Source organism: Nocardioides sp. BGA-UO-ETr-FS32 (assembly GCF_059567905.1).
Genome location: NZ_JCAQOX010000001.1, coordinates 47,978 through 72,935 on the forward strand (window position 1 = coordinate 47,978; position 24,958 = coordinate 72,935).

The 24,958-nt window shown below is 68.2% G+C and carries 20 protein-coding genes; 13 read left to right on the forward strand and 7 right to left on the reverse strand.

Annotated features, from left to right (window positions below; genetic code table 11):
* The first annotated feature begins 9 nt into the window (after positions 1-9).
* The 8 genes from AC57BS_RS00245 (at position 10) to AC57BS_RS00280 (ending at position 8,037) form a co-directional block, all read left to right on the forward strand.
* Positions 10-2,670, forward strand: a complete 2,661-nt coding sequence (locus AC57BS_RS00245; protein ID WP_496409547.1) for an endonuclease/exonuclease/phosphatase family protein — start codon at positions 10-12, stop codon at positions 2,668-2,670.
* Between the two features lie 93 nt (positions 2,671-2,763).
* The gene (locus AC57BS_RS00250) at positions 2,764-3,351 is read left to right on the forward strand and encodes an ATP-binding protein (protein ID WP_496409548.1); all 588 of its coding nucleotides are present in this window, start codon (positions 2,764-2,766) and stop codon (positions 3,349-3,351) included.
* Positions 3,348-3,872 (forward strand): hypothetical protein, encoded by a 525-nt coding sequence (locus AC57BS_RS00255; RefSeq protein ID WP_496409549.1) that lies wholly within the window; start codon positions 3,348-3,350, stop codon positions 3,870-3,872. The genes AC57BS_RS00250 and AC57BS_RS00255 overlap by 4 nt, the downstream gene beginning before the upstream one ends.
* A complete protein-coding gene (locus AC57BS_RS00260) occupies positions 3,872-5,338 on the forward strand; it encodes a type IV secretory system conjugative DNA transfer family protein (protein ID WP_496409550.1) in 1,467 nt (488 codons plus the stop codon). Before AC57BS_RS00255 ends, AC57BS_RS00260 begins: the two co-directional genes overlap by 1 nt.
* Before the next feature lie 89 nt (positions 5,339-5,427).
* On the forward strand, positions 5,428-6,039 hold the full coding sequence (locus AC57BS_RS00265; protein WP_496409551.1) for a hypothetical protein: 612 nt from the start codon (positions 5,428-5,430) through the stop codon (positions 6,037-6,039).
* Between the two features lie 5 nt (positions 6,040-6,044).
* Positions 6,045-6,749, forward strand: coding sequence for a helix-turn-helix domain-containing protein (locus tag AC57BS_RS00270; protein WP_496409552.1), 705 nt, complete (start codon positions 6,045-6,047; stop codon positions 6,747-6,749).
* Between the two features lie 4 nt (positions 6,750-6,753).
* Positions 6,754-7,488 (forward strand): hypothetical protein, encoded by a 735-nt coding sequence (locus AC57BS_RS00275; RefSeq protein ID WP_496409553.1) that lies wholly within the window; start codon positions 6,754-6,756, stop codon positions 7,486-7,488.
* Between the two features lie 54 nt (positions 7,489-7,542).
* Positions 7,543-8,037 carry a hypothetical protein gene (locus AC57BS_RS00280; protein WP_496409554.1) on the forward strand — a complete coding sequence of 165 codons (495 nt, stop codon included), beginning with the start codon at positions 7,543-7,545 and terminating at the stop codon, positions 8,035-8,037.
* A gap of 180 nt (positions 8,038-8,217) precedes the next feature.
* Here AC57BS_RS00280 and AC57BS_RS00285 read toward each other — a convergent pair whose 3' ends face one another.
* The 3 genes from AC57BS_RS00285 to AC57BS_RS00295 form a co-directional block, all read right to left on the reverse strand.
* On the reverse strand, positions 8,218-8,712 hold the full coding sequence (locus AC57BS_RS00285; RefSeq protein ID WP_496409555.1) for a DinB family protein: 495 nt from the start codon (positions 8,710-8,712) through the stop codon (positions 8,218-8,220).
* 107 nt (positions 8,713-8,819) lie between these two features.
* Positions 8,820-10,775, reverse strand: coding sequence for an SIR2 family protein (locus tag AC57BS_RS00290; protein ID WP_496409556.1), 1,956 nt, complete (start codon positions 10,773-10,775; stop codon positions 8,820-8,822).
* A gap of 336 nt (positions 10,776-11,111) precedes the next feature.
* Positions 11,112-11,402 (reverse strand): hypothetical protein, encoded by a 291-nt coding sequence (locus AC57BS_RS00295; protein WP_496409557.1) that lies wholly within the window; start codon positions 11,400-11,402, stop codon positions 11,112-11,114.
* 577 nt (positions 11,403-11,979) lie between these two features.
* Between AC57BS_RS00295 and AC57BS_RS00300 the strand changes: the two genes are divergently transcribed.
* Entirely contained in the window at positions 11,980-12,177 is a 198-nt protein-coding gene (locus AC57BS_RS00300) for a hypothetical protein (protein ID WP_496409558.1), read from the forward strand.
* Positions 12,178-12,350: 173 nt separating this feature from the next.
* Positions 12,351-13,115, forward strand: coding sequence for an OB-fold nucleic acid binding domain-containing protein (locus AC57BS_RS00305; protein WP_496409559.1), 765 nt, complete (start codon positions 12,351-12,353; stop codon positions 13,113-13,115).
* Between the two features lie 208 nt (positions 13,116-13,323).
* Here the strand turns inward: AC57BS_RS00305 and AC57BS_RS00310 are convergent, their stop codons facing one another.
* Positions 13,324-13,785, reverse strand: coding sequence for a type II toxin-antitoxin system VapC family toxin (locus AC57BS_RS00310; RefSeq protein WP_496409560.1), 462 nt, complete (start codon positions 13,783-13,785; stop codon positions 13,324-13,326).
* Complete coding sequence (locus AC57BS_RS00315) at positions 13,772-14,545, reverse strand: hypothetical protein (protein WP_496409561.1); 774 nt, start codon at positions 14,543-14,545, stop codon at positions 13,772-13,774. The genes AC57BS_RS00310 and AC57BS_RS00315 overlap by 14 nt, the downstream gene beginning before the upstream one ends.
* Positions 14,546-14,846: 301 nt before the next feature.
* Between AC57BS_RS00315 and brig1 the strand changes: the two genes are divergently transcribed.
* From brig1 to AC57BS_RS00330, 3 genes are all read left to right on the forward strand, one after another.
* Positions 14,847-15,629 carry an anti-phage DNA glycosylase Brig1 gene (gene brig1, locus AC57BS_RS00320; protein ID WP_496409562.1) on the forward strand — a complete coding sequence of 261 codons (783 nt, stop codon included), beginning with the start codon at positions 14,847-14,849 and terminating at the stop codon, positions 15,627-15,629.
* 561 nt (positions 15,630-16,190) lie between these two features.
* Positions 16,191-16,937 (forward strand): peptidoglycan-binding domain-containing protein, encoded by a 747-nt coding sequence (locus AC57BS_RS00325; RefSeq protein ID WP_496409563.1) that lies wholly within the window; start codon positions 16,191-16,193, stop codon positions 16,935-16,937.
* Positions 16,938-17,355: 418 nt separating this feature from the next.
* Positions 17,356-17,733 carry a hypothetical protein gene (locus tag AC57BS_RS00330; protein WP_496409564.1) on the forward strand — a complete coding sequence of 126 codons (378 nt, stop codon included), beginning with the start codon at positions 17,356-17,358 and terminating at the stop codon, positions 17,731-17,733.
* A gap of 158 nt (positions 17,734-17,891) precedes the next feature.
* Here AC57BS_RS00330 and AC57BS_RS00335 read toward each other — a convergent pair whose 3' ends face one another.
* Positions 17,892-20,450 carry a hypothetical protein gene (locus AC57BS_RS00335; RefSeq protein ID WP_496409565.1) on the reverse strand — a complete coding sequence of 853 codons (2,559 nt, stop codon included), beginning with the start codon at positions 20,448-20,450 and terminating at the stop codon, positions 17,892-17,894.
* Between the two features lie 556 nt (positions 20,451-21,006).
* On the reverse strand, positions 21,007-24,958 hold a 3,952-nt coding region (locus AC57BS_RS00340), incomplete at its 5' end, for an AAA family ATPase (protein ID WP_496409566.1).

Genomic DNA, 24,958 nt, shown 5'->3' on the forward strand with positions numbered 1-24,958 from the left:
GTCGCAGTCGTGAAGAAGGCCATCCTGCTCGGCCTGCCGCTTGTGCTGATCTGTCCGCTGCTGCTGCTCATGCTCGGCATGGGCAACGCCAACATCGAGGCCGTCCGCGCCGCCTGCGCCGCCACGGCGAACAGTGTAGGCGGCTCCTTCGGCATCGGCACCCTGAACTGGCGTGGCGCGTCGCACTACGACACCAATCCGCACCCCGGCGAGCGGCCCTACGCCGAACGCGTCCCGAACATGGTCACCACGATCGGGGCCTCGGGGTCCTCAATCATCGGGTTCCAGGAGTTCGAGCCGCCGCAGGCGCAAGCCTTCCTCGAGGCCACCGACGGTGCGTGGGCGATCGTGAAGGGTAAGAACGGCCAGGGCAACCCGTCTACCGCCAACGCGATCGCCTACCAGCCCGACGCATGGGACGTCGTCGAGGTCCGCTACGTCTCGGTCAAATACGGCCGGCCACTGGTCCAGATGCCGATGGCCCGGTTCACCTCCACCACGGGACTCGGGTCGATCTGGGTCCTGAACGTGCACAACCCGGCCGACGCCGTCGGGGGAACCGATGCGATGCGCGACGCCGCGGTGACCGCCGAGGCACAGGCGTTGCAGCAGCTGCAGGCCACCGAGCCCACTACCCCGCTGTTCCTGACAGGCGACATGAACGACAGGGCCCGGTTCAAGCGGGTGTTCTCGTCGCTGGCTCAGGGCTGGTCGAGCGCCAACCCCAGCGACGAGCAGATCGACTGGATCATGGGCAGCCCCGCCGTCACCTTCTCCGGAACCGTCGTCGATCAGAGCACCAACGACGGCGCACACAGCTACACCGACCACCCGTTCGTCCACACCACCGCGCAGCTGACCGGTCCCGCGACCAGCGGGACGCAGGACGGCGCTGGTCTAGGTGTGATGCCTGCCGTCGAGGCGACACCCGGTGGCCCGGTGGACGGTGAGGTGCTGGTCGCGAACGCGAACATCAAGACCCGCGGTGGCTTCGACCCCGGTGTCCGCGCTCTCGCTGCGCCGTCGCCGGACTTCATCACCCTCAACGAGGTCCGCGACGTGCCGCTGAGCCAGATGCGCGCGGCCGCGCCGGGTTATGACGCCTACCGCGAGGAGGCGGTCGATGACACCCCAGGAGGCCGTGAGCAGTCGATGAACAACGCGATCATGTGGCGCACCGACACCTGGACTCTGCTTGACGGTGGCCGCGTGAAGATCGTTGACGACGACCACGTCGTCGTTCGGGACGGCGACAGGTTGTGGGATCGGTATGCAGCTTGGGGGTTGTTCCAGCGCACGGATGGGGCCGTGGTCTCGGTGATCGCGGTGCACCACATGACGAACGCCTACCGGTATCCCCGCCAGTGGGGGACGCCGCCGATGACCCGCGTCGAGCAGTACGGCCTTGGCATGGATCACCTGATCGAGCTGGCTGGTGTCCTTGCGCCGTACGGGCCGGTGCTGGTGGGTGGCGACCTGAACTCGCACGCCGAGGACGGCCCCCAGGCGGCTGCGCCTCGGATGGAGGCGGCCGGCTACCGCTACACCAAGGATTCCGGGGTTATCTACAACTTCTACACCGCGCCCGTGACGGTCGTGAGGACCTGGGAGATCAGTGCGGCCGCGGTGCACTCCGATCACCCGGCTCTGTTCACGCGGATGGCCATGAACGGAGCCGGGCCGGGGGCGGGATCACTCACCGGGCCCGGGGCGACCACGCCGGCGGGTTGTCCGCCGTGTCCGACCAGCAGCGTTGTGGCGGTGTCCGACCCTGCGGGGACGCTCACCGGCGAGCTCGACGCCGCGGGCGTCGCCGCCTCGGCAGCCCACGCCGCGGGGTTCCGTGGGGAGGACCTGGTCACTGCGGTGGCCATCGCCCGCGTGGAGTCGGGCTGGAACCCGGACGCGGCTAGCGGAAGCCACTTCGGGCTGTGGCAGATCGCCCGAGAGCACCGGGGCAAGGTCCCTGGATGGGACACCCCGGCTGACATCTTCGACCCGGCCCTTAGCGCGAGGTACGCCTTCGCGCTCTACTCCGCGCGGCCCGGGTCGGGCGAGGCGAAGTTCGCCGACTGGATCCCCTTCCAGAAGACCGACTACCACCAGTACCTCGACGCCGCCCGTCAAGCGGTGGCCGCCACCGCTGTCAGCGTCACGAACGGCGCCGCCACCAGTTGCGTCACGTCACCGATCACTGTCGCCGGCGACCTGTCGGCGGCGCTCAGGGCCCGTCTCGACGCGATGATGAACACCCCTCTCGGTCTGTGCGGGCTGTCGTGGACCTCGGGGGCACCCTGCACGTACGACAACCAGTGCCCCAAGGTGGTTGACGCGCTCTACGGCGGTCCCGGCGTGGGCCGCGGCTACGGCGACGGGCAGGACGTCGCACAGGGCATCATCAACGCCGGGCTAGCCCAATCTCACGGAACCGGGCTCGACCCGCTCCCACCCGTGGGTGCCGTGGTCTCCTACAACACCGGCAACGGTGTCGGCCACGTCGCGATCTACGTGGGCGGCGGCAAGATCTTCGGCAACGACTACGGCTGCGCTGCGAACGGCGTCTACGGCTGCGTCGGGTTCGCTGACGTCGCCACACCTGGTGGCTTTGTGACGTGGGCGTTGCCCAAGCAGGCGTTCGACCTCGGCGGGATGCCGGCCGTGGCCGCATGACCCACGCCTGTCATCAGCGGGGTGCAACAGCAGTCGGTGAATCGGTGGCGCCTATGTGTCCGATCTGCGCAAGTGCGGGTTGCTTTTCCTGGCATGGACGTACGCATCGGCACCACCTTGGACGGCCAAGCCGCCAGGTTCGACATCAGCACCCCGCGAACGCTGCTGCTGGTCGGCGATGTAGGGCGGGGCAAGACCACCACCGCGCGCTACCTCACCCGCTGGTGGCTGGCCAATACAGCGCGGCACGCGCACGTCTATGCCCAGACACCCAGCGAGTGGGCCGATCTTCGCTGCAGCGTCGAGCTTCCCGAGCAGTTGCATCGCCAGGTCGGACGCGCCTGCCGCCGCCGAACCTGCCTGGTGGTGATCGACGACATGGACCTCATCGACGACGAGCAGCTCGCCCTGCTGCCGTTGGGAACGGGCACGACGATCCTGACCTCTCATGGCGGCAACAGCCTCACCGGCCAGACGCTGCTCGGCGCCAATCTCAGTTGTGTGGGCTTGGTGCGACCCGACCACTCCGACGCATCCGAGGCCGCGGTCCTCGACGGTCAGGGGCGCCTGGACTGGCCGATCGACACGGTCGCAGTCATCGCGGACCAGCGTGGGCCTGTGGACTTCCCGTGTCATCGGTGGCAGGTCCCGAGCTGCGCCTCGATGGCGGCGGCGCTATGAGCATGGAGCGCGCACGGCGCGACCGGTTCACCAGCATTGCCCCGTCGGCGGGCGAGTTCAAGGCAGCCTGCATGGTTGCCGGGCTCTTCTTCTTCCTGGTGACGCCGCTGGTCGTCCAGGCCGTGATCGGGTTCGCGACGTCGGGGCACTTCGCGTTGCCGAATGCGCACCTCTTGGACGCCTACGGCGGGCTGCTGCACGGGCAATTCGGTGTGGGTCTGCGCCCCGGCGTTGCCGAGACTCTGCCGCCGCATGCACTGATGTGGGTGCTCACAGCGGTCGGCGAGGTGCTGGTGCTCGGTGCTGCGGTCGTCGTCGGCATGTGGATGCGGGGCCTGACCGGCGCCACTTCGTTGCACGGCCTGGCCACGCCGGCGCAGGCCGCGGAGGCGCTCGGGGTGCCGCGGCTACGCAAGAGCGCCGCCGTCGTCCGGCCCGACCTCTACGCCCGCTCCCAGCGCAGGGGGCCAGTCCGCAGCAAGCGGCGGGCCGCCAACCAACCGGAAGAGAGGACCCTCTGATGGCCACAGGCCTGAAGAACGTGAACCCAGACGAGGTGGGCTGGCGGCTCGGCCGGGCCGGGCGCAACGGTCCCGAGCTGTGGGTGCCGTTCGACCGGACCACGTGCGTGATCGGCCCCCAGGGGTCGGGCAAGACCCTGGACCTGCTGGTGCCTGCCCTGCTGGATGCCCCCGGCGGCGCCCTGGTGACTCTGACCAAGCCGGAGGACCTGTTCCTCACGCTGGAGGCCCGACAACGTGGCGGGCGCCCGGTAGTGGTCCTGGATCCGTTCAACGCCGCCCCCGGCACCCCGGAGCTGGTGTGGGACCCGATCGCCGGCTGCGAGGACGCGATGCACGCCGAACGGCGCGCGAAGGCGTTCGCCAACGGCACCATCAAGGGTGCCACCTCCCAGTCCTCGGATCAGGCGGCCCGGTTCTACGCCGGTGAGTGCGCGAAGGTCCTGCAGGCCTTCTTCCACGCCGCGGCGATCGCCGGCATCGGTCTGGATGAGGTGCTCATGTGGGTCTCCAGCCCGCGGGAGCATCCCCAGGCAGAGGAGATCCTGCGCACCCACCCGGCGGCGGAGCCCCTATGGGACGGCCTGCTGCGAGGAGCCCTGTACGGCGACGAGCGGACGGCCGGCAACACGATCACCACCGTCCAACAGTCCATGGCGCTGTTCTTCCAGCGCTCGATCCGGGAACGCTGCGTCCCCTCCGCGACGCGGCCCGCGACCGACCTCGAAGCACTGATCAAGGCCGGCGGCACGATTTACCTGCTGGGTCGCGACGACCCGTACGCAAGCGCGTCACCGCTGATGACGGCTGTCACCGAGCAGATCCTGGACACGGCCAAGCGGCTGGGCGAGACCTCCCCTCATGGACGGTTGTGCCCCCCGTTCCTGGCTTGCCTGGACGAGCTGCCCTCAACAGCGCCGATCCCCACACTGTCGACGCGGATGGCCAACGAGCGCGCACTGGGGCTGTCCTTCATCCTCGCTGCCCAGACCTGGCGGCAGTTCGTGGTCTCCTACGGCGAGGACGAGGCACGCACCATCTACGGGTTGTCGAACAACCTGGTGGTCTTCGGTGGCGGCAAGGACATCCGCTTCTACCAGGAGCTCTCCGACCTGATCGGATCCACGAGCCACACCGAGACCCGGTACTCGGCGCGCGGCCACGAGTTGTTCGGCGTGATGGACCGGTCCTTTGACCAGCGTCGGGTGCCGATCCTGGAGCCGGCTGAGCTGCGCCGCATCGAGCAGCGCAAGGCCCTGGTCCTGGCCGAGATGTACGACCCGATCATCGCGAACCTGCACCGCTGCATCGACGGCAAGCGCGGGAAGGAGCTGCTGGCTGCGCAGAAGCGTGCCCGGCGTGCGGCCCGCAGCCCAGTCACGGAACCCACCGCCCCGGCAGCGGACCAGCCCACACCGACCGAGACCGTGTCCCGGACCCGACAGCGCCTCGGGATGCCGAAGTAGGGAGGGGAGCAATGACGACGATGCACCCCTCACAGGTCGCCTCTCGCGCAGCGGGCGGAACTGCTGTAGCCCCCGGCGGGAACGCGATGATGCCTCTGGTCGGACTCATGGTGCGGCCGTTCCCCGAGCCCGGGCCGACGATCCGGACCGCGATGGAACAGCTGCAGCAGGCCACCGTCGAGCCGCCAGCCGACGAGGAGGCGCTGCGCGAGCTCGCGCAGATGCCGCGGCCTTGGGACCCGGCCACGTGTACCGGTTCTATGCGTACCGAGCTCTGGGCGTGGCTGGACATGGTCGCGATGTGGGTCAACGAGCAGCACCTGTGGAACGTGACCCGCACCGGCATCCCCGAGTGCTGGCCCGCGCACCCCCACCTGGTGCATGACCTGGCGGTGCTGGCGTGCAGCCGCTACTACACCAGCTTCGCCGTCACCCCGGCCGCGCTCGAGGACTGGCACCGATACGGCCTGCCGGGGTTCCTGGAGAGGTTGCGTGACCGGCTGGGCGACGGCTGCCAGCCGGGCAAGCACCAACCGAGGCCCCGAAACGAGCGCGACGAGACCCACGCCTCGACGCCGGTCCGCCGCGGCCGCCGGCAGCGCTACCTCGACGACGTCGACCGCGCCGGCGAACTGGCCGCGGCCGCCACTCAACCCGACGACACCAAGCCCGCCCACAACGATCTTCACGAAAGGTGGTAGCCGCGATGGCCACTCCAGACAACAGCACTCGGCGGCTCCGGCTCGTCGACGACCAGCAGGACCAGCCCGCCGATGCGGCTGCACCAGATGGCGAGCTCACCACCAAGCAGGCGGCGGCATTCGCCGCCCTGGTCGCCAACGCGAATCAGTCCGCCGTCGAGCGGACGCTCGACCAGATGAACGCCGAGCAGCTGCGATCGCTCGCGATCGCACTGGCCACTCAGGTCAACGCCGCCGAGACCGCGACTGGCGAGGTGGCCGACGTCGGACCCGACGGCATCTGCGCGATCGCGATCGCCACCGCCGCGCAGTCCTTCGGCACCACCCGCGACGCGGTGCTCAGCGCCGACCGCCACCGCGCGGTGACCGACGCCCGCGCCGTGGCCATGACGGCAGCCCGGCGCGGCGGCCTGACCCTGCCGGCGATCGCGGCCTACTTCGGCAACGACCACACCAGCGTCATGTACGCCCAGAACAAGGTCGCGAACAACCCTCGGCTCAACGCAGTGTGCTCCCGCATCGTCGACCAACTCGATGAGCACTATGCGGAGCCGACCCGCATCCCCGCCGAGGACCCCACGGCCCCCGAGAGCGGGCGCAGCACAACGCTGCAGCTGGCCGCCCTCGACCAGGCCCACCACGAGACCGCCCGTCGGCACCAAGACGAAGACGGTCAGCGGCTCGCGGTCTCGGCCGCGCCCGCCAGGTAGGGCAGTGCCGAGCGCGATGCTGAACCGGGACCAGCAGAACTTGCTGGGTGCACTGGGCTCCGCAATGGCAGCCGACGCTCTCCTCGATAGCCTCCGCGAACGCGGGACACTGGAAGGCGGCCGTTCCGCACCGCAGGAAGGCTGCTGGATCAACTACAACCGCAAGGCGGTCTGGCTCGAAGACCACTCGGGGTTCTCCGAGGCGATACAGGCGGCCGGCACCGACACGGAGGCCTGGCGCAGGATCAGGCCGAAGGTCGTGTTGAAGGTGACCTGGGCCGAGGCCGCAGCGTACGGCGCGGCCCTGCCGCAGGAGCTGCGGAACGAGCTGGACACGCTGCGCCGGAACGAGCGCGACGAGAACCGCCGATGGAGTGAGTTCAGCGATGCACGCGGCGGCTGGCCATGGCGCAGACGCTTCGACTCCGACGACGAGCACCAGGAGGCTCAGGCGGAGTGGGACGAGGTCTACAGCAAGCACCTCGTCGCACTGCGTGAAGTTCGGGACCGCCAGAAGACGGCGATCTCGCGCGCGCTCCCGCTCACCGTCGATGACGAACCCGTCGACCTCCTCGAGCTCCTCGACCAGCAACCAGCCGCACCGGCCGCACCGACCCGATCCGCCGCCCTGCAGGCCGGCGCGCTACTGGCCCCGACCACCGCTCAGTCGCCGACGGTGGCACCGGACGAAGGACTCTTCTTCACCCTCCCGGGCTCCAGCCCGGCGACTGGCCGCTGAGCACCGCGGCAAGGACCGCACCCAAGTGTCGGTGCCGGCGTCTACGTTGGCCGCATGCAGCTCACGGCGGACGAGGTTGACCGGTTCTGGTCGCGCGTCGTGAAGGGCCCTCGGGAGACCGACTGTTGGTTGTGGGCCGGGGGCGGCACAGCCGCGATTGCTGATGACGGGTACGGGCGCTTTTGGATATCGCGGGAAGGTCGCCAGAGGGTGCTGAGGCCTCATCGAGTTGCCTGGGCGCTGGCCGAGGGGGTGTCGATCGACCTTTCCCCGGTGGTCGAGCACGTCGTGTGCGACAACCCGATCTGCGTACGCGCCGAGGGCACCCTCCTGGATCACCTCGAAGGGTCCACACAAGCAGCGAACCTTTCCCGGATCGCGCAGCATGGCCGCGGCGGTGCGCGCGGCTACCGCAGTCGAATGTTCGGCCGAGAGGCGATGTACCGCCGGTCGCTCGCGCTGCGAGCCGCGGTTGCGGACGGCTGGGATGACGAGCGAATTGCCCGCGCGCTGGCGTCGGTCGACGAGGCGCAGATGACGTTGTTCTGAGGCGCCTCTAGCCGGGGGCCAGCCATGGCGCCCCCTCAACCAGCCGTCAGTCGCTGGCTGTCGAGACGCAAGAAGGATTGGCGGGTTCTACGCGGGGAGCCTTGACGGATCGAGCTCGTCAGCCGGCGGCCGTCAAAGTGCGCGCTGAGGATGGCGCCAGCTGACTCATCGTGCTGGGGGTCAATAGCCCCTGACGCCATCGAGTTGCTCGCGGAGCAGATCTAGATGTCCTACGTGCCGGGCTGTCTCTTCGACCATGTGCGCCAGGATCCAGCGCACCGTGACAGGCGTGAACTGTGGCGGGGTGAACTCTTGGAGGGCACCCAGGTCCAGGTCAGCGATGATCCGCCGAGACACGGTGCACTCGGCTTCGTAGGCCTCGAGGAGATCTGTCAGCGTCCGACGGTCCGGTTCCCAGCCGCCTTGGGGATCCGGAGCTACGCCGCCAGCGACAGCGCTCGGGAAACTCGCGGCGAACCAGCTCCGCTCGGTGTGGCGGAGGTGCGAGACCACTCCCGCGACAGTCATCCTGGGTGAGGTCGGTATCAGGGCTCGGTAGCCGTCGCCATCCGCGAGGCCTTCGACCTTGCGGCGGACGGTGGCACGCCCCCAGTCCAACCAACCCGTCAGAACAGCACGCTCGTCGCCCGCCGGATCAGGAAACGCCCGTTCCATGGTGAGCAACGTACCCAACAACTGCGTCTAGCGCCGAGCGCACCTGCCTGGTCGTCCGCTCGCGCACTCAGGGTTGCTTCTAGATTCCACGTCGATTCGGCGGCCAGTCAGATGTCTCGTTCGGGCGTCTCCGCGGAGTCGAGCCAGATGTAGTCCGGGATGTGCGACATCAGACTGCCGCTGTCCCCTGCGCCGCGCCAAGCGATGGCATTACCTTTCTGGGCGACCTTGGCGTTGACCGCCTCGAGGATGAGGGTGTGGTGAAGGAACCCGGCACCTAGGACGCGTGCCTCGACCAGCGGGTGCGACTCACCAGATCTCTGTAGTTCCGCACTCAGGCGCAGCCCCGTGACGGGCCAGTACAGGTCGTCAAAGGATGTGTCGCGTACGCGGATGTGAGCTGCGTGAACGCGAACGTGTGAGGCGAGCGCAGCGACCGCCTCCTTGAACGCAGTGGACCCAGCGTCGTCGCTGGTCTTCGAGGCCCTGACCACCTCGGCGACGGCCGTGTCGACCTTGCTCCGGTAGCCGTCCGAGAGCCCGATGGCCATGCGCAGCAGTTCGACCGTCTCCCAGGCATCGACCCAAGCGGCCGGGGTTCGACCCAGGTAGGTAGTGAAGGTCGGCTCCAGCAGATCGAAGGGGTAAGAGTTCGGGCGTTCGAGGTGCAGCCCTGCGGGCGTCAACGCTGTGGCCGCCGGTCTGGCTCGGTCGCCGGGAAAGACGACCGCGATGTCGACCAAGAGACGGCGAACAAGGTCCCAGCGTCCAGCAGCTGCGGCTGCTACGGCCCCGGACGTACACCACAAGAGGCCAGGCAGGTGGGGCAATCGAAGAACCTTGGTCACCCCGCCGGCAAGGACAGGGCGTAGCGACCTCTCGACCTCGGAAGCCAGCCACACGTCGGTCGCCTCGTTGCCCCAGAACGCTGTAGTAGCGACGAGTGCGGTCGAAACAGCCGCCTCCGTCTCCACCCTTCGCAGCAAGGCCTCGTATTGATCGTCCGGAAGAAGTCCCAGAGCTGCTTCGGTGAGCAGAGGTAGGGAGCGAACACGCGCGAACTCGGCGTTGAGCGTGTCGTGCAGGCCGATGGGCGTGTTGTCTGATGCCAATTGGCGCTTCGCAACGGCCACGGCAACGGCTGGCGCCGTTGGGTTGCGGGTCGCGGAGTCGGCGAGTCCCATGACTGCGTCTCGCAGGTAGGACAGCGCGGTGTCGGCGTCCGCGCTCACTAGCGTCATAGCGCGGCCGACGCGAAGCTGGTCCGCGACGGGGGAGAGGGTTCCCGGCTCGATCCAATAGGACGAGAAATGCAAGCACCGGGTGCGTGCCAACGCGTCACGCAGGGCAGTGTCGTGCGTCGCGGACCAGCCCACAGCCACTACCCCGTAGTCGGTGAACAACTGGTCAAGGACTCTGTTCTCGTTTTCGTCGTACACCGCGAGCTCGTCGATGGTGTTCCGCATCGATGCCGGTGCCAAGTACTGGCCGTGGAGGTGCACCACCAGCGCGTCGTGCGTGTGCAAAGGGGCCATACCCGCGACGTCTGCTTGAGATGACACGACGGTCGGCTCGATGTCGACCTCACGCAGAGCTTGCTCAATGAGGGTGTCGAAGTTGAGGGTGACAATGACGCGAATGTGCCCCGACTTCACCAGATCGGCAATAGCGCGGTGGACCCCACTCGGCTGCTTCACCTCGTTCGTGCGGTCGGACTCATCGGCGTGGAAGAAGCGCCGGAGCAGCCGTTGACGTTCGGTCTGGGTGTGACCGAGTCGAGACAACAGCGCCTGATACGTAGGCTCCTCGCTGAACGCCTCCCGGTACCAGGCGACCTCCGCCTCGCCAAACTCCGCGTCTGCGAGGTGCTCGATCGCGTGGTCACGCTGCCTCGCAATGTCAGTGATGAGGTCGACCTGGACTGCCCACGCCGACGGCATGCCGGCAGCCATCGAAGCGCCGGCGGCAAGCAACAGCACGTGCGACGAAGGAGTCGCATGCAGGGAGTGGGCCAGTGGGAGGATGGCGTCGCGGATGTCCGCATGATCTGGGGTGCTGGTCACCCATCCATTCTTGTGGATCCCACCGACAGTTCAGGGACCGTCGCCGCCGGACGATCGTGCGTCTCTCGCCCAAGGCAACGACCGACAAGCACCTCGCAAGTTGGCGACAGTGGAGCCAACCATCTGGGCAAGATAACGGGCGACTGCTCGACTCTTGCCCGCTACGCGGGAGGTGAATGCGCTTTGGTGCGTCTCGGCACACGGCCGGGTACATCCCCTACCATGCCTCGGAGATCCTCCTCCTCCCCCCGGATGTGCCCGGAGGATCCGCATCAACCGCCCGGCGGAGCGTTTTCCCCGAGACGCTCCGCCGGCGCGGCCTTCTTCCTCGGTCATCTAGCGTTCGTGGCTTGCTGCCCGGGCGGTCCGTACCCGCTTCCAGGCCTGATGCTGGACGGCCTTCATCTTGAGTGTGGCCCGCTTCGGGAAGGTCGTCGTGATGTCCCTCCCGTCGACGAGCCGCAGGGTGAACTTCCCGAGCTCCCTGGAACACGCTTCAACGATCGAGATTCCGACTACGTCTAGGTAGCGCACCTCCACGGTCTCCGACCGGCTCAAGATCCGTTTGGGGACCAACTTCACCCGTTCCTTCTCGAGCACGACTTCATGTCGACCGCGTAGCAGCATGCGCGGAGCATGGCGTGTTTGGAGGCCCGCGACCACGCGGCGAGAGAAGAACCGCCAGAACGGGCTACTTGTCGCATCTGTATGGGCCGCCCCCTTGAGCTGATGGTGATAGCCGGGCGCTGCCTCGATCTGAGCATGATTCCGAGCGCGGACGCGCTCGTGGAGCACCTCCCGCCGCAAGGCGACCTGCCCGATACCTACCGACAATGGCGCGCCGAAGACCCTCTGTCCGGTCGAGTCAAGATCCCTGATAGCCCCGCCGACCTCTAGGGCGCAACAGACCCGATCAAAGTCGACTCGACCAGTAGATCTTGAGCAACTTTACGTTTGCTCGAGATTCGCTGCATCTCGACAACTGTCGAGATGCAGAGAAGATTGACGGACGAGCCGCTGCGAACTGTGACGAAACGGCCATGATCCGGTCCTGTCGTCAAAGTACTCGGCGCCGAGCGATCCCGGGGTGACGAAGCCCGGCAGTCAGACCTTGCCGAGTCCCCGGTTCGGCGTTGCCACGCGAGATGTCGGCGAGGCCACTACCGTGCGGTTAAGGCAGCCGAAACGGACGGGGAGGTCGGGCGTGAGGAAAGTGCTCTTTGTGTTCGGGGGCATGATGCTCGGCTGGGTACTGGCGAGCATCGTCGGCGGTTTGCTCTTGGTGTCGGTGATCTCTGACATGGACCTGGAGCCATCGGCCGAGCGCACCGTTCTGGCGCTGATCGCACTCGCAGGAATCGTCGCAGGTGGCGTAGCCGGATCTCGGCTCGCCAACAGGTGATCCCCTTCGTCCGTTGAACCGCTGACAGGTTCGGGCTCGTTGCGCCACGATGAGGCGTGAGCCGACCTCAACGGATTCCACGGCCGCGTTTGGCAGCCGCACTGACTGTCATCGGGCTTCTTGCCGCATGTAGTGGGAGCGGCTCCGGCAACTGGGACGAAGCGCTCGATCACGTGGGCGAGAAGATTACGGTCTGCGGACCAGTCAAGAGCGTCCGAACCGACGCGGATGACGTCTTCGTTAACGTCGGCCGGGACTATCCGGACGACGGCCGCTTCGTGATCGTCGTTTGGGACATCGGCGACAGCGACCTGGCGAGCCGCGAAGGCGACGACGTGTGCGTGACTGGGACGGTCAGCGAGTACGAGGGCGTGGCACAGATCGAGGTTCGCGACCTAGAGGAACTGGACTTCGGTCCCGCCGGTACCGCCGACGAGCGGGTCAACGCTGACGTTCCATCAGACACGGCCGATGTTGTCGACGAATCCATCACCCCCTCTCAACCCGCCGTCAGCGGAGCAGACGGCCGCGTGATGACGAGGATGCGTACCCACAGTCGGTCTTGGAACGAGGCGCTTTCACCGATCGTGGCCGACTACCTCGATCCGAACGTCAGCGGACCCGCCTGGGTTGAGGAGGCCGGTCCGATCTTCGGAGTACTTGAGCCGAAGGTCCGGGCCATGGCCGAGCTTGCCAGTCGGTTAGCAAACCCGCGCTTGCGCGCCGTCGTGCTTGACGTGGTTGCCAACTACCGCGACAAACTGGAGGCGATCACACTATTGGTAAGCGCGGTCGCGGCTGGAGACGCTGACGCCGAGCGCTCCGCCGCGCTCCAAGTCCAGAGCGCGGCTGCGGAGGGGAACCGCCTTGCAGGTCGCCTTGCCCGCGTTGCGCGTCAGTTGGGGTGCCCGCCGAGCATTTGCATCTCACTGGAGTGATCGCCGGCTCTAGTTCGGCTCAGCGCAGCGGCGCCGGCAGGATGCGTCTGGTCCTCGGCAGCGCTCGCCCAGGTCCCTAGGTCTCAGGTTAGGGACACGACGGGTAGGCGTTAAAGGATCTCCGCATCGCGCCACGTCTCCTTCGCCTTGCTCTCGCTCAACTGGTGCTCGGCTGCGAACTGGGCGCGGGTCCGTCGACTGGCCCCGTCTAAGAGCGAAAGAGCTTGTCGTCGTCGATGTCGAATGGTCCGGTGACGTAGACGCTCTCGTATTCGCCCCCGGGGAACTTGTGGTCGCGAACGATGAGGACGTCAACGCCCGCGAGGATCGCGGTGGCGAGATGCACCGCATCCCACGTATGGAGACCGTGCTTGACCCTCAGGTCCCCCGCCTTGCGGGCGACCGCGGTCGAGACGTCCACCAACTGCGTCGTCGGCGACTCCAGGAGCGCCCGCACTACGTCCCTGGCCTGGGCGTGCAACTCGGTGTCCCGTCCGTGCTCGGGCACGACCTCCGCGAGGATCGCTGTGGACTCCACGAGCGTCACCTCCTCGCGGTCCACCGCGGCCAGCAGCGACTTCAGGCACTCGAATTCCGGCTCGCCCTTGATGACGCCGATGAGCGCCGAGGCGTCCAAGAGGGCGCTGCCGATCTTGTCAGGCCTCCCCACGGTTGGCCTCCAGGTACTCCTCTGTCGTGGCGGCACCCGTGAAGTCCGGGTCGATCCCGAACAGGTCGGACCAGCGCGTCTCCGGCTTCACCAGAACCTCAACGTCCGCCGCCCGGATGTGGAAGACCCGGCCGTCACCGTCCTGGCGAACCAAGCCGCGGATCTCGACCTGCTGCAGCATCGCTTCCTTCAGGTCGCCACGCAGAGATGTCTCGAATCCAACGCGCACGATCCGGTTGTTCGGGAGCCGGAGGGATGCTCGGTTGCCCCGAGACACGTTGAGCCCGACCAGCATGCCCCGCACTGACCCGGGCATCCGGCGCTCGAAGGGCTGCAGGTCTGCCAGCCGCCCGCCCAGGTCAGAGGTCAGGTCCACGGTGGGGGGAGGCTGGCTCGCGTCCCCCACGAGGACAAGCCGGGGCGGCACCCAGTCCGTCTCGTCCTCGGTCGGCTGGCCGTGCTCGACGAAGCGGTGGGCGACCTTGATCGCGTCAGGGCTCCAGTCGTCGGGGAGTCCTGAGCCCTTCTGGACCGCCTGCAGGGAGACGACGGCGAGCCGCAGCCAGCGCCCCTCCTCAGACGTGGTCGCCGGCGGGGCAACCCGCGCGACCGCCGAGCCCATGCGCAGGTCTTCGACGCGCCACGCCACCGGTACGTCGGACAGTTCGTCTAGGAGCGCCAGCAGGTCAGCGCCCAACTGGAAGAAGCGCCCTGCGTTGACGGGGCGTCCCTCGTCCACGATGAGTTCGAGCGCGTCCACCTCGCCTCCTCCCGGTTCGGTCCGGTCTGTCGCTGCCTATCATGCCCGCACGGTCGGACGGTCGGCGCGAAAGCGCGCACCCGGGCATGCCTAGCTCGTCGCTGCCGCGTCGAGTCGATGCGTACGACGCTTGGGAGAGGGTCAGGGATGCGGTGGACCGCCGTTTACCGGATCTGCCCATGGCGGTCGCCAACCCATCGCGTCGTGCGACCCTGAGGCATGCCAGTCGAGGCGAGCAGGTCCGTTGTCCTCACCAGCGAAGAGCAGCACATGCTCGACTTGTTGTGATCGAGTGGTCGTCATGAGTGCACGCGAGCGGGTGGCTGATCTCTGGGACGAGGTTGTCGCGACCTGGGAGCCCGGGCAGGACGCCTGGCGTAGCCCCCTCGATGACTGGTTCAAGAGCTATCGAGGCCGCGGCTCCGGTGCAGTCGACCTGGATCAATACCCTGACCCGTGGGTGGGAGACCTCCGCGGCCTCGTTCGCCAACCCCGGCTGGTCGTCCTCGGGCTCAACCCCGGCGTCGGTTACGACGAGCTCCAAGGCCCCACCGGCACCTGGACGCGGCGGATCCTGGAGACGGGCTACAGCCACTGCCTCCACCGCAGTCCACCAGAGGACCCAGCATCCTGGATCCCCGTGCACAAGAAGCAGAGCGCCTACTGGGTGCGCGTCGAGCACTTTGCCCGGCGCTGGTTGGGTGATCCTTTCGCGGGCCATCGGGACATTCTGAACTTCGAGCTCTACCCCTGGCACTCGCCCAAGTTGACGGGCGGGCTCGCCTCTCCTCCCGCGATCGTTCGCGAGTTCGTCCTGGACCCGGTCGCTGAGGTGGCCGTCCCGCAGGTGTTCGCCTTCGGCGCTGCTTGGTTCAACGTGGCGGCGGGACTTGCTCTGCCCGCCCTCGCCACGTGGGAGACCAATCGCGGTGACTGGCCGTCGGAGTTCACCGGCTGGCGCGTCGGCGTCTTCGGGTTGCCTTCGGGACAGCAACTCGTGGTGAGCAGCCAGCCCGGCACCGGAGCCCCTCCCTCCGAGCCGAAGGTCGAGGCCCTGCGGGTGGCGCTGCACCCACTCGGCTGAGCTGGGGCGAACGACAAGGATGAGTCGGTCGGGTGTCTTACCTGGCACCGTCCTAGGGGTGGCGAGGCGGCCACGCATCCCAGCGCTCCCACCAGCGCTGCTTCGCCGTGAGTTCGCCGCCAGTACGTCTAGGACGGTCTGAGCTGAGACGCGTCCCTCCACGCGTTGGTGGTGAAGGTCCGTGACGTCCTTCCAGAGCCACGTGGGCCACCGGGGGCACCGTTTTGCGAGCTCGGGCGCGACGGTGCCGCGACGGCCGCCAGAACTCGCGGCTAATCGACTGCTCGCGCGGCCCGGACAAACCTCTGGCCTGTCCTGTCCCGCACGCGACAAATCCGACCTACGATGCTGAGTCAGGGCTGTGCAGTCTGGGAGTGAGTCATGAGGTCTCGGCGTTGTCAGCAATGCTCGGCTGAGTCGTCGAGGGCTGGCCCGTTCTGTCCTTGGTGCGGCGGCATGCTGGATGCCGGCCAGCCCGACCTCGCCACCGAACCCTCGAGGGTGGAAACTGTCGGCCCTGCAACGGCGCGGCCGGCGCGGCGACGGGGTCGCTCCTTACTCGTGGCGCTGCTCGTACTCATGATCGTCGGTGGCTCGGCCGCGATGCTGTTCTGGAATGCGAGTAGGGAGGCCCCTCAGAAAGCTGTCGATGATCCCGGGAGTTCGCAGGTCGAGCCCCGTGATGAGCCCACGCGAAGTCAGGACACGAGCTCCGATGAGGGGGTCGGGGCGGGAACTCCGTTCTCGACTACGGTGCGTCGCTACATCGGGACGCAGTACGACGTCGACGACCCGGCCGTCGACACGGATGAAGGTCGCTGCGAGGTGTTGTGGCAGGTGTACCTGTCACTGCCGTATCAGGAGGCGAGCCCCGGGTGGACCGTGGGCCCCGAGGAGGCGGAGGAGGTCACCTCGGAGGGGGGCATCCTCCACGACACCATCGCGTCGTGGGTCGAGGGCAACGAGGAGGCACTGTCGGCGGTCGAGGAGTGCGCCGCGTACTTCATCGGTCGGGACGTGCCACCCAGCACCGACTGGCTGTCCGGTTCGGAGACCCAATCCGAGCCGCAGAGCACCAACGGGTTTGTCGTGCTGAGCATCGAGCTCAGCGGCGAGTGGCGGCGCGACGTCGAGAAGGTCCAGCGATGGTTGAAAGTCCACGGGTACAGCGCTGGAGCCGTGGATGGGTACTACGGGGAGCAGACGGCCGCATCTGTGAGGGAGTTCCAACGTGACAACGGGTTGCCCCAGACCGGCGCCGTCGACCATGTGACGTGGAGGAAGTTGAGGGGCGGATGGACCTACTGAGCGCCTCGCGCCCACCGGTCGAGAGCTGCGCGTCGACCCGGCTGGGGCCGGAGCCATGCGCAGGGGACACGTCGAGCGAGGTGGCGCAGTGACGTCGCCGTCGACCTGTCCCAGCTGCTCGCGCGAGCTGTCGCTGAGACCGGGTCAGGCCTTCTGCACCTGGTGCGGCGCCCGCGTGCGGGGCTTGGGAGCCGCTGGACCCCCGGCGGATCAGGCTGCCGCCGCACCTGGCGACCGCGAACACGCCGAAGGAAGCGCTGCGCCTCCTACGGCGGGTCACGCCGGTACGGCGTCGAGTGAGCGCCCCCCGCATAGCGACCAGCCTAAGAATGCCCGCTCGCCCGAGGCGGTCGTGGTGCCGGCTCGATCGGAGAAGACCGGTGCCCGTCCCGCCGGAATAGGCAGGCGAGGCTACGCGGTGGTCGGCGCTGCCCTCCTCGGTCTCCTCTCAGTGCTTTTCGTGGTCGCCGCCAACCTGTCCAGTGACGGCGACCCCACGCGACCACCCGCGAACCGGCAGAGGGAAACCGACGAGCTCCAGGCGTACGAGATCAGCTGGACGGAGCAGACATCGCGACAGGAGTACGTGGAGGATCCCTACGTGTGCCAAGGCGTCCTCTACTGCGAGGAAGGGTTTTCGTCCGGGCATTGGGAAACGGTCCCCGGACCGGAGCGGACGGTTACCGACTTCGTCTGCGCCAACGACCTAGAGGAAGCACGCATGCTGGTCTCGGCAGATGTCACGATCACCGGGCGCTTGCTCGACGCCGACCTCTGCGAGTTTCCCGATGACTGAACAACCCCAGCAGACCTGAACCCAACAAGCTTCAGAGTGTCGGTGCTACGGGTGTTCAACCCGGCCCCTCCCGCCCGCGCGATCGACGCCGCCGAGACACTTCAAGCACGCCCTTGACTCCCGTCGCCGCGGGGCTGAACCGAAGCTGATCTGCGCGTTTAGGTATCGAGGATCTCCGCGTCGCGCCACGTCTCCTTCGCCTTGCTCTCACTCAGCTGTTGCTCGGCTGCGAACTGGGCGCGGGTCCGGCCGGTCTGGCGTGCGGCGGTGGCCGCGGCCACCAGCTCCCTCCGGGCGAGGTCGGTGGCGGGGTCGGCGTAGAAACGTGCGTCGCGCAGCAGCTCCTTCGCCGCATCGGGGCTTACGCCGAGCTCGGCGGCGATCTCCTTGCGCGTGCGTCCGGCAGCAGCGAGCTCAAGAGCCCGCTGACTGCGAGCGACGCGCTCGTTACGGGCGTTGACGTTGTAGGAGTTCTGCGCCGCTGCGCCCCGGCGTCCCGTACCGCGGGCAGCGTCACGTTCGGCGTCCTGCTGGGCCTTGCGGGCAGCGGTGGCGGGGCTGGTGATGGTCGCAGGCGACCAGGTCCACGTCGTCCCGTCCCCGGAGGCTCCGTCGAGGGCATCCGGCCCGAGCCACGGTGCGAACATCCGCGGCAGGTGGGGGAGCTCGGCGTCGGTTAGTTCGACGAGCCGGATCCTGTGGCGCTGCGCCAGCTGCCGCTTCTCGACCATCTTCGCTGCGTACACGGGGTCGTTCGGCATGCCCCACAGCTCGACCAGGGTGCCGTCGGCAAGGATCCAGTCTGCTCGCCTGCGACCGTTCGGGTTCAGCACCTCATCGGTCGGGTAGAGCGGCTCCCGGTCGTGGTCGATGTCGTGCTGGTGGAGGAAGTCGCACACTGCGCGTTCACGCAGCGACAGGCACAGATGGCCGTCGCGTGCACGGATAAGCGTCCCTCGGCTGGTGCGCAGACCTTCGGGCGCGATGCCGGATTGCTCGAGGATGTGCGTCCAGGGGTACTTGCCACGAAGGATGGCGAACCTGAGAAGGAGCAGCTGGTCGACGCGCGTGGCCGCCGCGGGCTGGCCGGGGTTCACGTGGAGGGTCGCGAGCTGGCCCTCGAGCATGGGGACACCGTCGAACTCGACCTCGGCGAGCGCGCGGACTGCGCGAGCGGCCCGTTCCCGGCTGGCGGTGGCGGACTTCCCTTCCACGGCGCCGAGCAGGCAGTCGTGGCAGTACGCCAGCGGCTCCTGGCAAACCAGCGTCGTGAACTCGGCGGTGGTCTGGCCGCACAGTCGGCAGGGTGCCTTCCGCAGGGTCAGGCGCGTCCCGGGGAAGAGAATGGTCCGCTCGCGCACGTAACGTTCGAGGACCCAGAAGTGGTCGTCTGGTTCGGGACCGGGGGACTGGTGCCGGGGCCGCTTGTGCCAGGCGACAGGAGCCAGGATGTGCTCGCCAACGAGGGACCGGTTCGCAGCGAGAAGATGCACGGCCGCGTCGCGGGGTGAAGGCGTGGGTGCGTGGGGGTCGGTCAGCATGTGCCGGGGCACTTCACGGTGGAGCCGCCATGGTTCCTCTGGCAAACCGATTGAGGAGACAGCGATCCCGAGGCGCGCCACGTAGGTGGCTGCGGCGCCTGCCAGGCGCCCGTCCTCGACCCACAGGCGCCCTGTGGCCGAGTTGTAAATCGCGATCCACTCATCCCTGGAGTTCTCGGGGTGGCCGGTCTGGACGCGGACCGCCCCGGGTTCGAATCGGGCGCGAAGGTTTGGGACGAGGTCCTGCGGCCACTGGCCGGCGGAGCCCGGGCCAGTGGCCGCAGCCGGCTGCTCTGGCTGGACCGGGTCGGCCGGTTGGGTGACTGCGACGTCGGCTTGAGCCAGCAGGGCCAAGACTTGTGGGCGGTCGCGTTCGTCGTTGAGGAGCAGGTGCCCGTCGACGACGTCGCCGGCGTGGTGCAGGGTGTGCGGGTCGGTGAGCCTGAGGGTGCGATGGCCGTACTCGTCGACGGCGGTGCCGAGGGTGAGGATCTCAACCGGTACGTGGTCGTTGTCGTAGGTGCGGATGCGGTCCAGGGCTCGGATGGTCTGTTCGGACCGGGACGTGTGCTGGCGCGGCTGCTGCCAAGTGTCGATGCCGTGCTCGGCCAGGAACGACTCGATCGCGGCAGCTAGAACCCGTTCGACAGGCAGGTCGAGCATCAGATCGGCGACGTCGAAGACCATGGCGGTGCACAGGACTTCACCGCCGCGCGAGCCGGCGAGCTTCGCGAGGGCCGGGAGCGTGTCGACGCCAACCTCTCGCAGGAACCGATCGGAGAGGTACCCCAGGTGGCGGGACCTGGCGTCGGCCACCTGGCTGCGCGACGAGCGACCTGCCCTGCCAGGCGCGGCCCTCTTGCTCGAGGCGGGTGTGGAGACCGAGATGGCGCGACGGTTGTAGCTGTTGTCGGCGCGGTGCAGGAGCGCGACCGGGGCGGTGATGGGTCCATCTCGCCGGGCCCTGGCCCGGAGCAGTCCGCGGGTGAAGTTCTCGAGGTTATCCGCGGAGTCGTCCCAGGTGGTGAACCCGACGGCGTCGTCCTCGTGTTTTCCGGCGGCGAGGAGGACGACGTTGTTGCCGTCCCACGCCACGCGATACGACGCCAGCTCGTGGCCGCGGTCGCCTGGGATGTCTTCCCTCAGCGTCGACCCGCTCTTGAGCTTGTGGCGCATGAAACTCTCGTACGCCGCGACGTGCTCAGCGTCCCAGCCCGCAGGCGGCTCGCTATCGGCTCGTTCACCGGCGCTGCTGCCCTTTCCCTTGCCCATCATCGTCCGTCCTGGTGAGCCCCAACCGGCGTGCTGTGCTGTGTGGGAGATTCTGGCACCCAGGTCCGACGCGAGGTGCGGGAATAGAAGACCACTCCCGGAATGGCCGGACGAATCTGGCGAAGCCGGAGTCGTACAGGCGGTCTAGGTCGAGACCGCCGAGGGTGCGGGCCGCGGCGTTCGCCTTCATAGCAGGCAGCAGAGTCCATCCGGGCCGACAGCGAGTGCAAATGTTCATCGAACCGGTGCTCTTGAGGCGAAAGTTCGATCGCCTCGTTTTGGCTGCATCTCGACAACAACGCCCCTTCGGCCAGCCGTCAGTCGGTCGCTGGCGAGTCGGGCGAGATGCGCTCGCAGTTCCACCAGAACGCTTCCTGGCGAAGGTTCGAGGGCAGATTCAGGCCCTGAGATGACGATTCGTTGCCCCAAGTTCGTCAGAGCGATTCTGAGCGAGGTGCTGTCACCGGGCGGGACCCGCGTGATCGGGGCCTGTTGGCGGCACGTCGTGACCGGCCCGGGGCGAGGTGGTTGTCGCTGCGAGTCGCTGCTCGGCTGCCCGGTGCCGGGACTGAGGATCGGCCTTGGCTGTCTTCTTGCGCTCTTCGGCGTTGATCTCATCGATGCGAGCCTGGGCGTAGGCGGGGCGGTTGTGGTCGCGCTCCATGCTCTCGGTGACGGTCTGGTGTTCGAGGATGCCGGGCGCGAGGTGCAGCTTCTGGCGGAGACGCTCGAAGCCGTCGAGCCAGTGTTCGGAGCCGCGGGATCCGAGGATGCGCGCGGCTTGGTGGATGAGCTTCTGGCGGACATCGGTCTCGGACCAGTGCCCTGCGGTGCGCAGCAGGTGGTCGATCATCGCGTCTCCGAGCGGGGACCGATTCTCGGTGGCGGCGGTGATCGCGTCGGCACCCTGGGTCTCGAACAGCTTGGCCGGGTCAAGGCCGTCGGGCAGGTCGAGATGGGTGGGGTCGAGGTCCGCGGCGGCCAGGTGCCAGAAGGCCTTCTGCGCCGACTTCCAGCCGGCCGGGTCGGAGTCGGTGGCCACGGCGATGCGGTCGCGCCCGTCGACCATGTCGATGTGGGAGCGGAGCAGCCTGATCTGGTTGACGGTGAGCGCGGTTCCCATCGGGGCGATGCCGACGGCGGTGCCGTTGCTGCCCAGGGTGATGGCCAACGCGTCGATGGGGCCCTCGACGATGACCGGGAGCGCGCCGTCGGTAAGAGGTTCGCGGGCTTCGGCGTACCCGAAGAGTGCCTCGCCCTTGGTGAAGACCGGAGTGGTGCGGGTGTTGAGGTACTTCGGTCCGGCGTAGTCGTCGTCGGTCTTGTTGGGGTTGCGGCGGCCGACGAAGCCCAGGATCGCCTGCCCGCTCGGGTCGTGGGGGTCGCGGATGGGCATGATGAGTCGGTCGCGGAAGAAGTCGCGGTAGTACGTCGTGCCGTCGTTGCGTTCACGCTGGGAGACGAGGCCGGCCTGCTCGAGCTCGTCGATGGTGGCTCCCTGCTCGGTGAGGTGCCGCATCAAGCTGCGGCCACCTCCGGGTGCGTACCCGACGGCGTAGGTGGGGTGGTCGGCGAGGTCGGTCCCCAGCCGCTCGCGGACATAGGCCGGTGCCCACGAGCGCGGGTAGCAGGACTCGAAGTGGGCCAGTGCCTGCTGGTTAAGTTCGTGGATCCGCTCGGCCGGGATCTGGTTCGGGTCTGGGAAGGCGTGCTCGGCGGTGACCTCGGCGGCCTGTGCCCACGGCAGGGGGGTCGCGTACGGGTCCTCGACGTACGGGTAGTGAGGGGCCGCGCCATCGTCGTACGGCGCTGGCTCCTGCTCGGCGAGGTCCGGCTCCCAGGCGACCGGCTCGGCCGGGAGGGTGTCGTAGTCGTCCGGAGTGGGGGAGTGGGCGAGGGGGACGTTGGTGTCGTCGGCCTGGTCTCGGTAGAAGGCGGCCAAGAACTCGTCGGCGTCCTCGGGCGGCAGCATGTCCGGGTCCGGGGGAACGTCGGCGTCGCTGTATGGCGCTGGTTCGTCACCATGGACGGGCGGTTCTGTCGGCTGGTCGGTGAGCATGGCGATGCGCAGCACGAGCGCGTCGGCGACCTCGACACCGGCCACGGATCCGTCTTGCGGTACGCCGGCCAGTGCGCTGGCAAGGATCTCGGTCGGACTCCAGCTGTGGTGCTCGCAGGCCTCGTCAACCGCCGCCACGAGCGCGGGCCACGCGGGCGCCTTCTGCAGGTACTCGGCCTTGGTGGTGCCGACGAGTTCGGCCAGCGCGCTGCGCCAGGTGGGCTGCAGCAGGTTCGCGGAGTGCTCGTCAGCGCCGAGTGCAGCCGGCCCGAGGTGCGGAACGAGACGCCACCACAGCGCGGCTGCCTGCTGCTCGTCGGGCAGCGGCCGCGCGGCTGAGGACGTGTCCGCGTCGATGGCGGACTGGCCGCCCGAGAGCGAGGGATCGTTGGCGAGTGCTTGCTTGATGTAGTCCGTCACGGGCAGCCCTGCGCGCTCGAGCCGGGCGAGTCGCTGGCACAGCGGCGTGATCCACGGGTCGGCGCGGACGATCTCGGGCAGCACCTGGTACCAGGTGCGCTGGGAGAAGGGGTAGCTGGGACGTGCCGAGCGGACGGCCCGGTTGAGCTTGGCCTGGTAGGCGCCCGGAGCGCCGATGGTGCGGTCGCCGGTGGGGCGCAGGTCGTTCTCGTCAGTCCTGGCCGCTGCCCGCCACACGGCGAGATCGGCCCGCAGGTCGGCGTCCTCGTCCTCGAGGAAAGGCTGCGCCCACACGGGCGCGGTGGCGCCAGTCCACCCCCGAGCCGCTTCGCGTACGGCGTCGATCTGCTCTCGCACGAGCTGGTGGTAGGCGGCCGCGAACGGCCCCCAGTCGTGGGCCTCGGCCAGCCGGGCGGGGATGCCGGGCAGCCACGCAAGCGGCCCGTCAGGGGGCGGGGGAGCGTCCGGATTGTGTGGCCGGGCCGCGGTGAGTTCGGCGACGAGGTCGTCGATGCGGGCGTCGACCACGGCCGCGGGGTCGCGTGCATCGGCCAGCGACCCGACACCCACGGCGGTGGTCAGCAGCTTCAAGGGGCTGTGCTCGTCGAGCGCGATGAGGGCGAGATGGGAGCGCAATGTCGGCCAAGCTGGGGCCTCGGTGAGTCCCGTGAGGAGTGTTTCGGCGTGCGCGTCGATCTTGTCCATGCCGACCGGACCGATGAGGTTCTCGGCGCCGGCAGTGACGGCGTCGTGATAGCGGGCCGCCATGTCGCCGAGCAACTGGTGCGGGTTGGTCTGCTCGCGCAGCGTGGTGGTCGCGGAGACCGGCGAGCCGTCGCGGCGCAGCATCTCGGCGATCCGGTCGAGTGCGGTCGGCGGGATCAGTGCCTCAGGCCTGATCAGGTTGTGCGGGTCGCCGTCGCTGGCGACGTTGAGGTAGAGGTGGTTGGCGAACTTGCCACGCGACAGCGCGACGTAGAGCAGGTTGCGGTCTTCGTCACCGGTGAGGACGACGTGGCAGGTGCCGGTGGTGATGCCCTGCGCGCCGTGAACCGTGGTGGCGTACCCGAGCTGGACGGTCCTGGAGACGTAGTCGGCGGGCAGGGTGATGGTCGTGCCGAGTTGGTCGTGGACCACGCTCAGGGATCCGTCGTCGTTGACCTTCTTGACGTGCCAGCGGTCGCCGTTCTTGACCCAGTTGGTGCGGCTGATGGGTAGGCGGCGGTCGTTCTCGCGGGTGATGATCCGGTCACCTTCGGACACCTTGGTGCCGTCGGCCAGCGTCAAGACGGGCCCGATCTCCTTCTCGTCGAGGGCGGCGAGGCGGTCGTTGCGGGCGCGGGTGTTGAGCTCGGCCACGATGTCGCGGGTGGGCGCGATCAGGACTGAGTCAGTGCCGTCGGTACGGTCGGCGGACCACGCGGCGTAGGCCTGGTCGGCACAGGCACCGAGGTCGCCGACATGGATGCGGCCCCGGTCGGCGTAGAACGCGATCGCCGACGGGTCGCCGTCGCGCAGCGCAAGGGTGGCGGCCGCTTCGGCGTGATTGAGGCTGCCGTCTCGGTTGCGGAAGCGGTGCACTTCGCTGAGGGTGACGGCGCCGATCTGGTGGGCGATGTCGCGCAGGACGCCGCCGGCGGCGACCGAGGCGAGCTGTCGGTCGTCGCCCACGAGCCGCACCTGGGCGCCGCGGGAAGTGATGTAGTCGATCGCGGCCGCCAGATCGGTGGTCGCGGCCATGCCCGCCTCGTCGATCAGGACGAGGGTCTTGGGGTTGATCTTCTCCATCCACGTGGGTGCTCCGCCGTTGTTGGCGTGCCACACGAGCTTGGCCAGCGTGTCGGCGCGAACCTTCTTCCGACCCGGGCGCCACGGCCCGTTCAGGAGTCCCTTGGCCTTCGCCGCGGCACCGGCGTCGCCGGTCTCGGGGTTG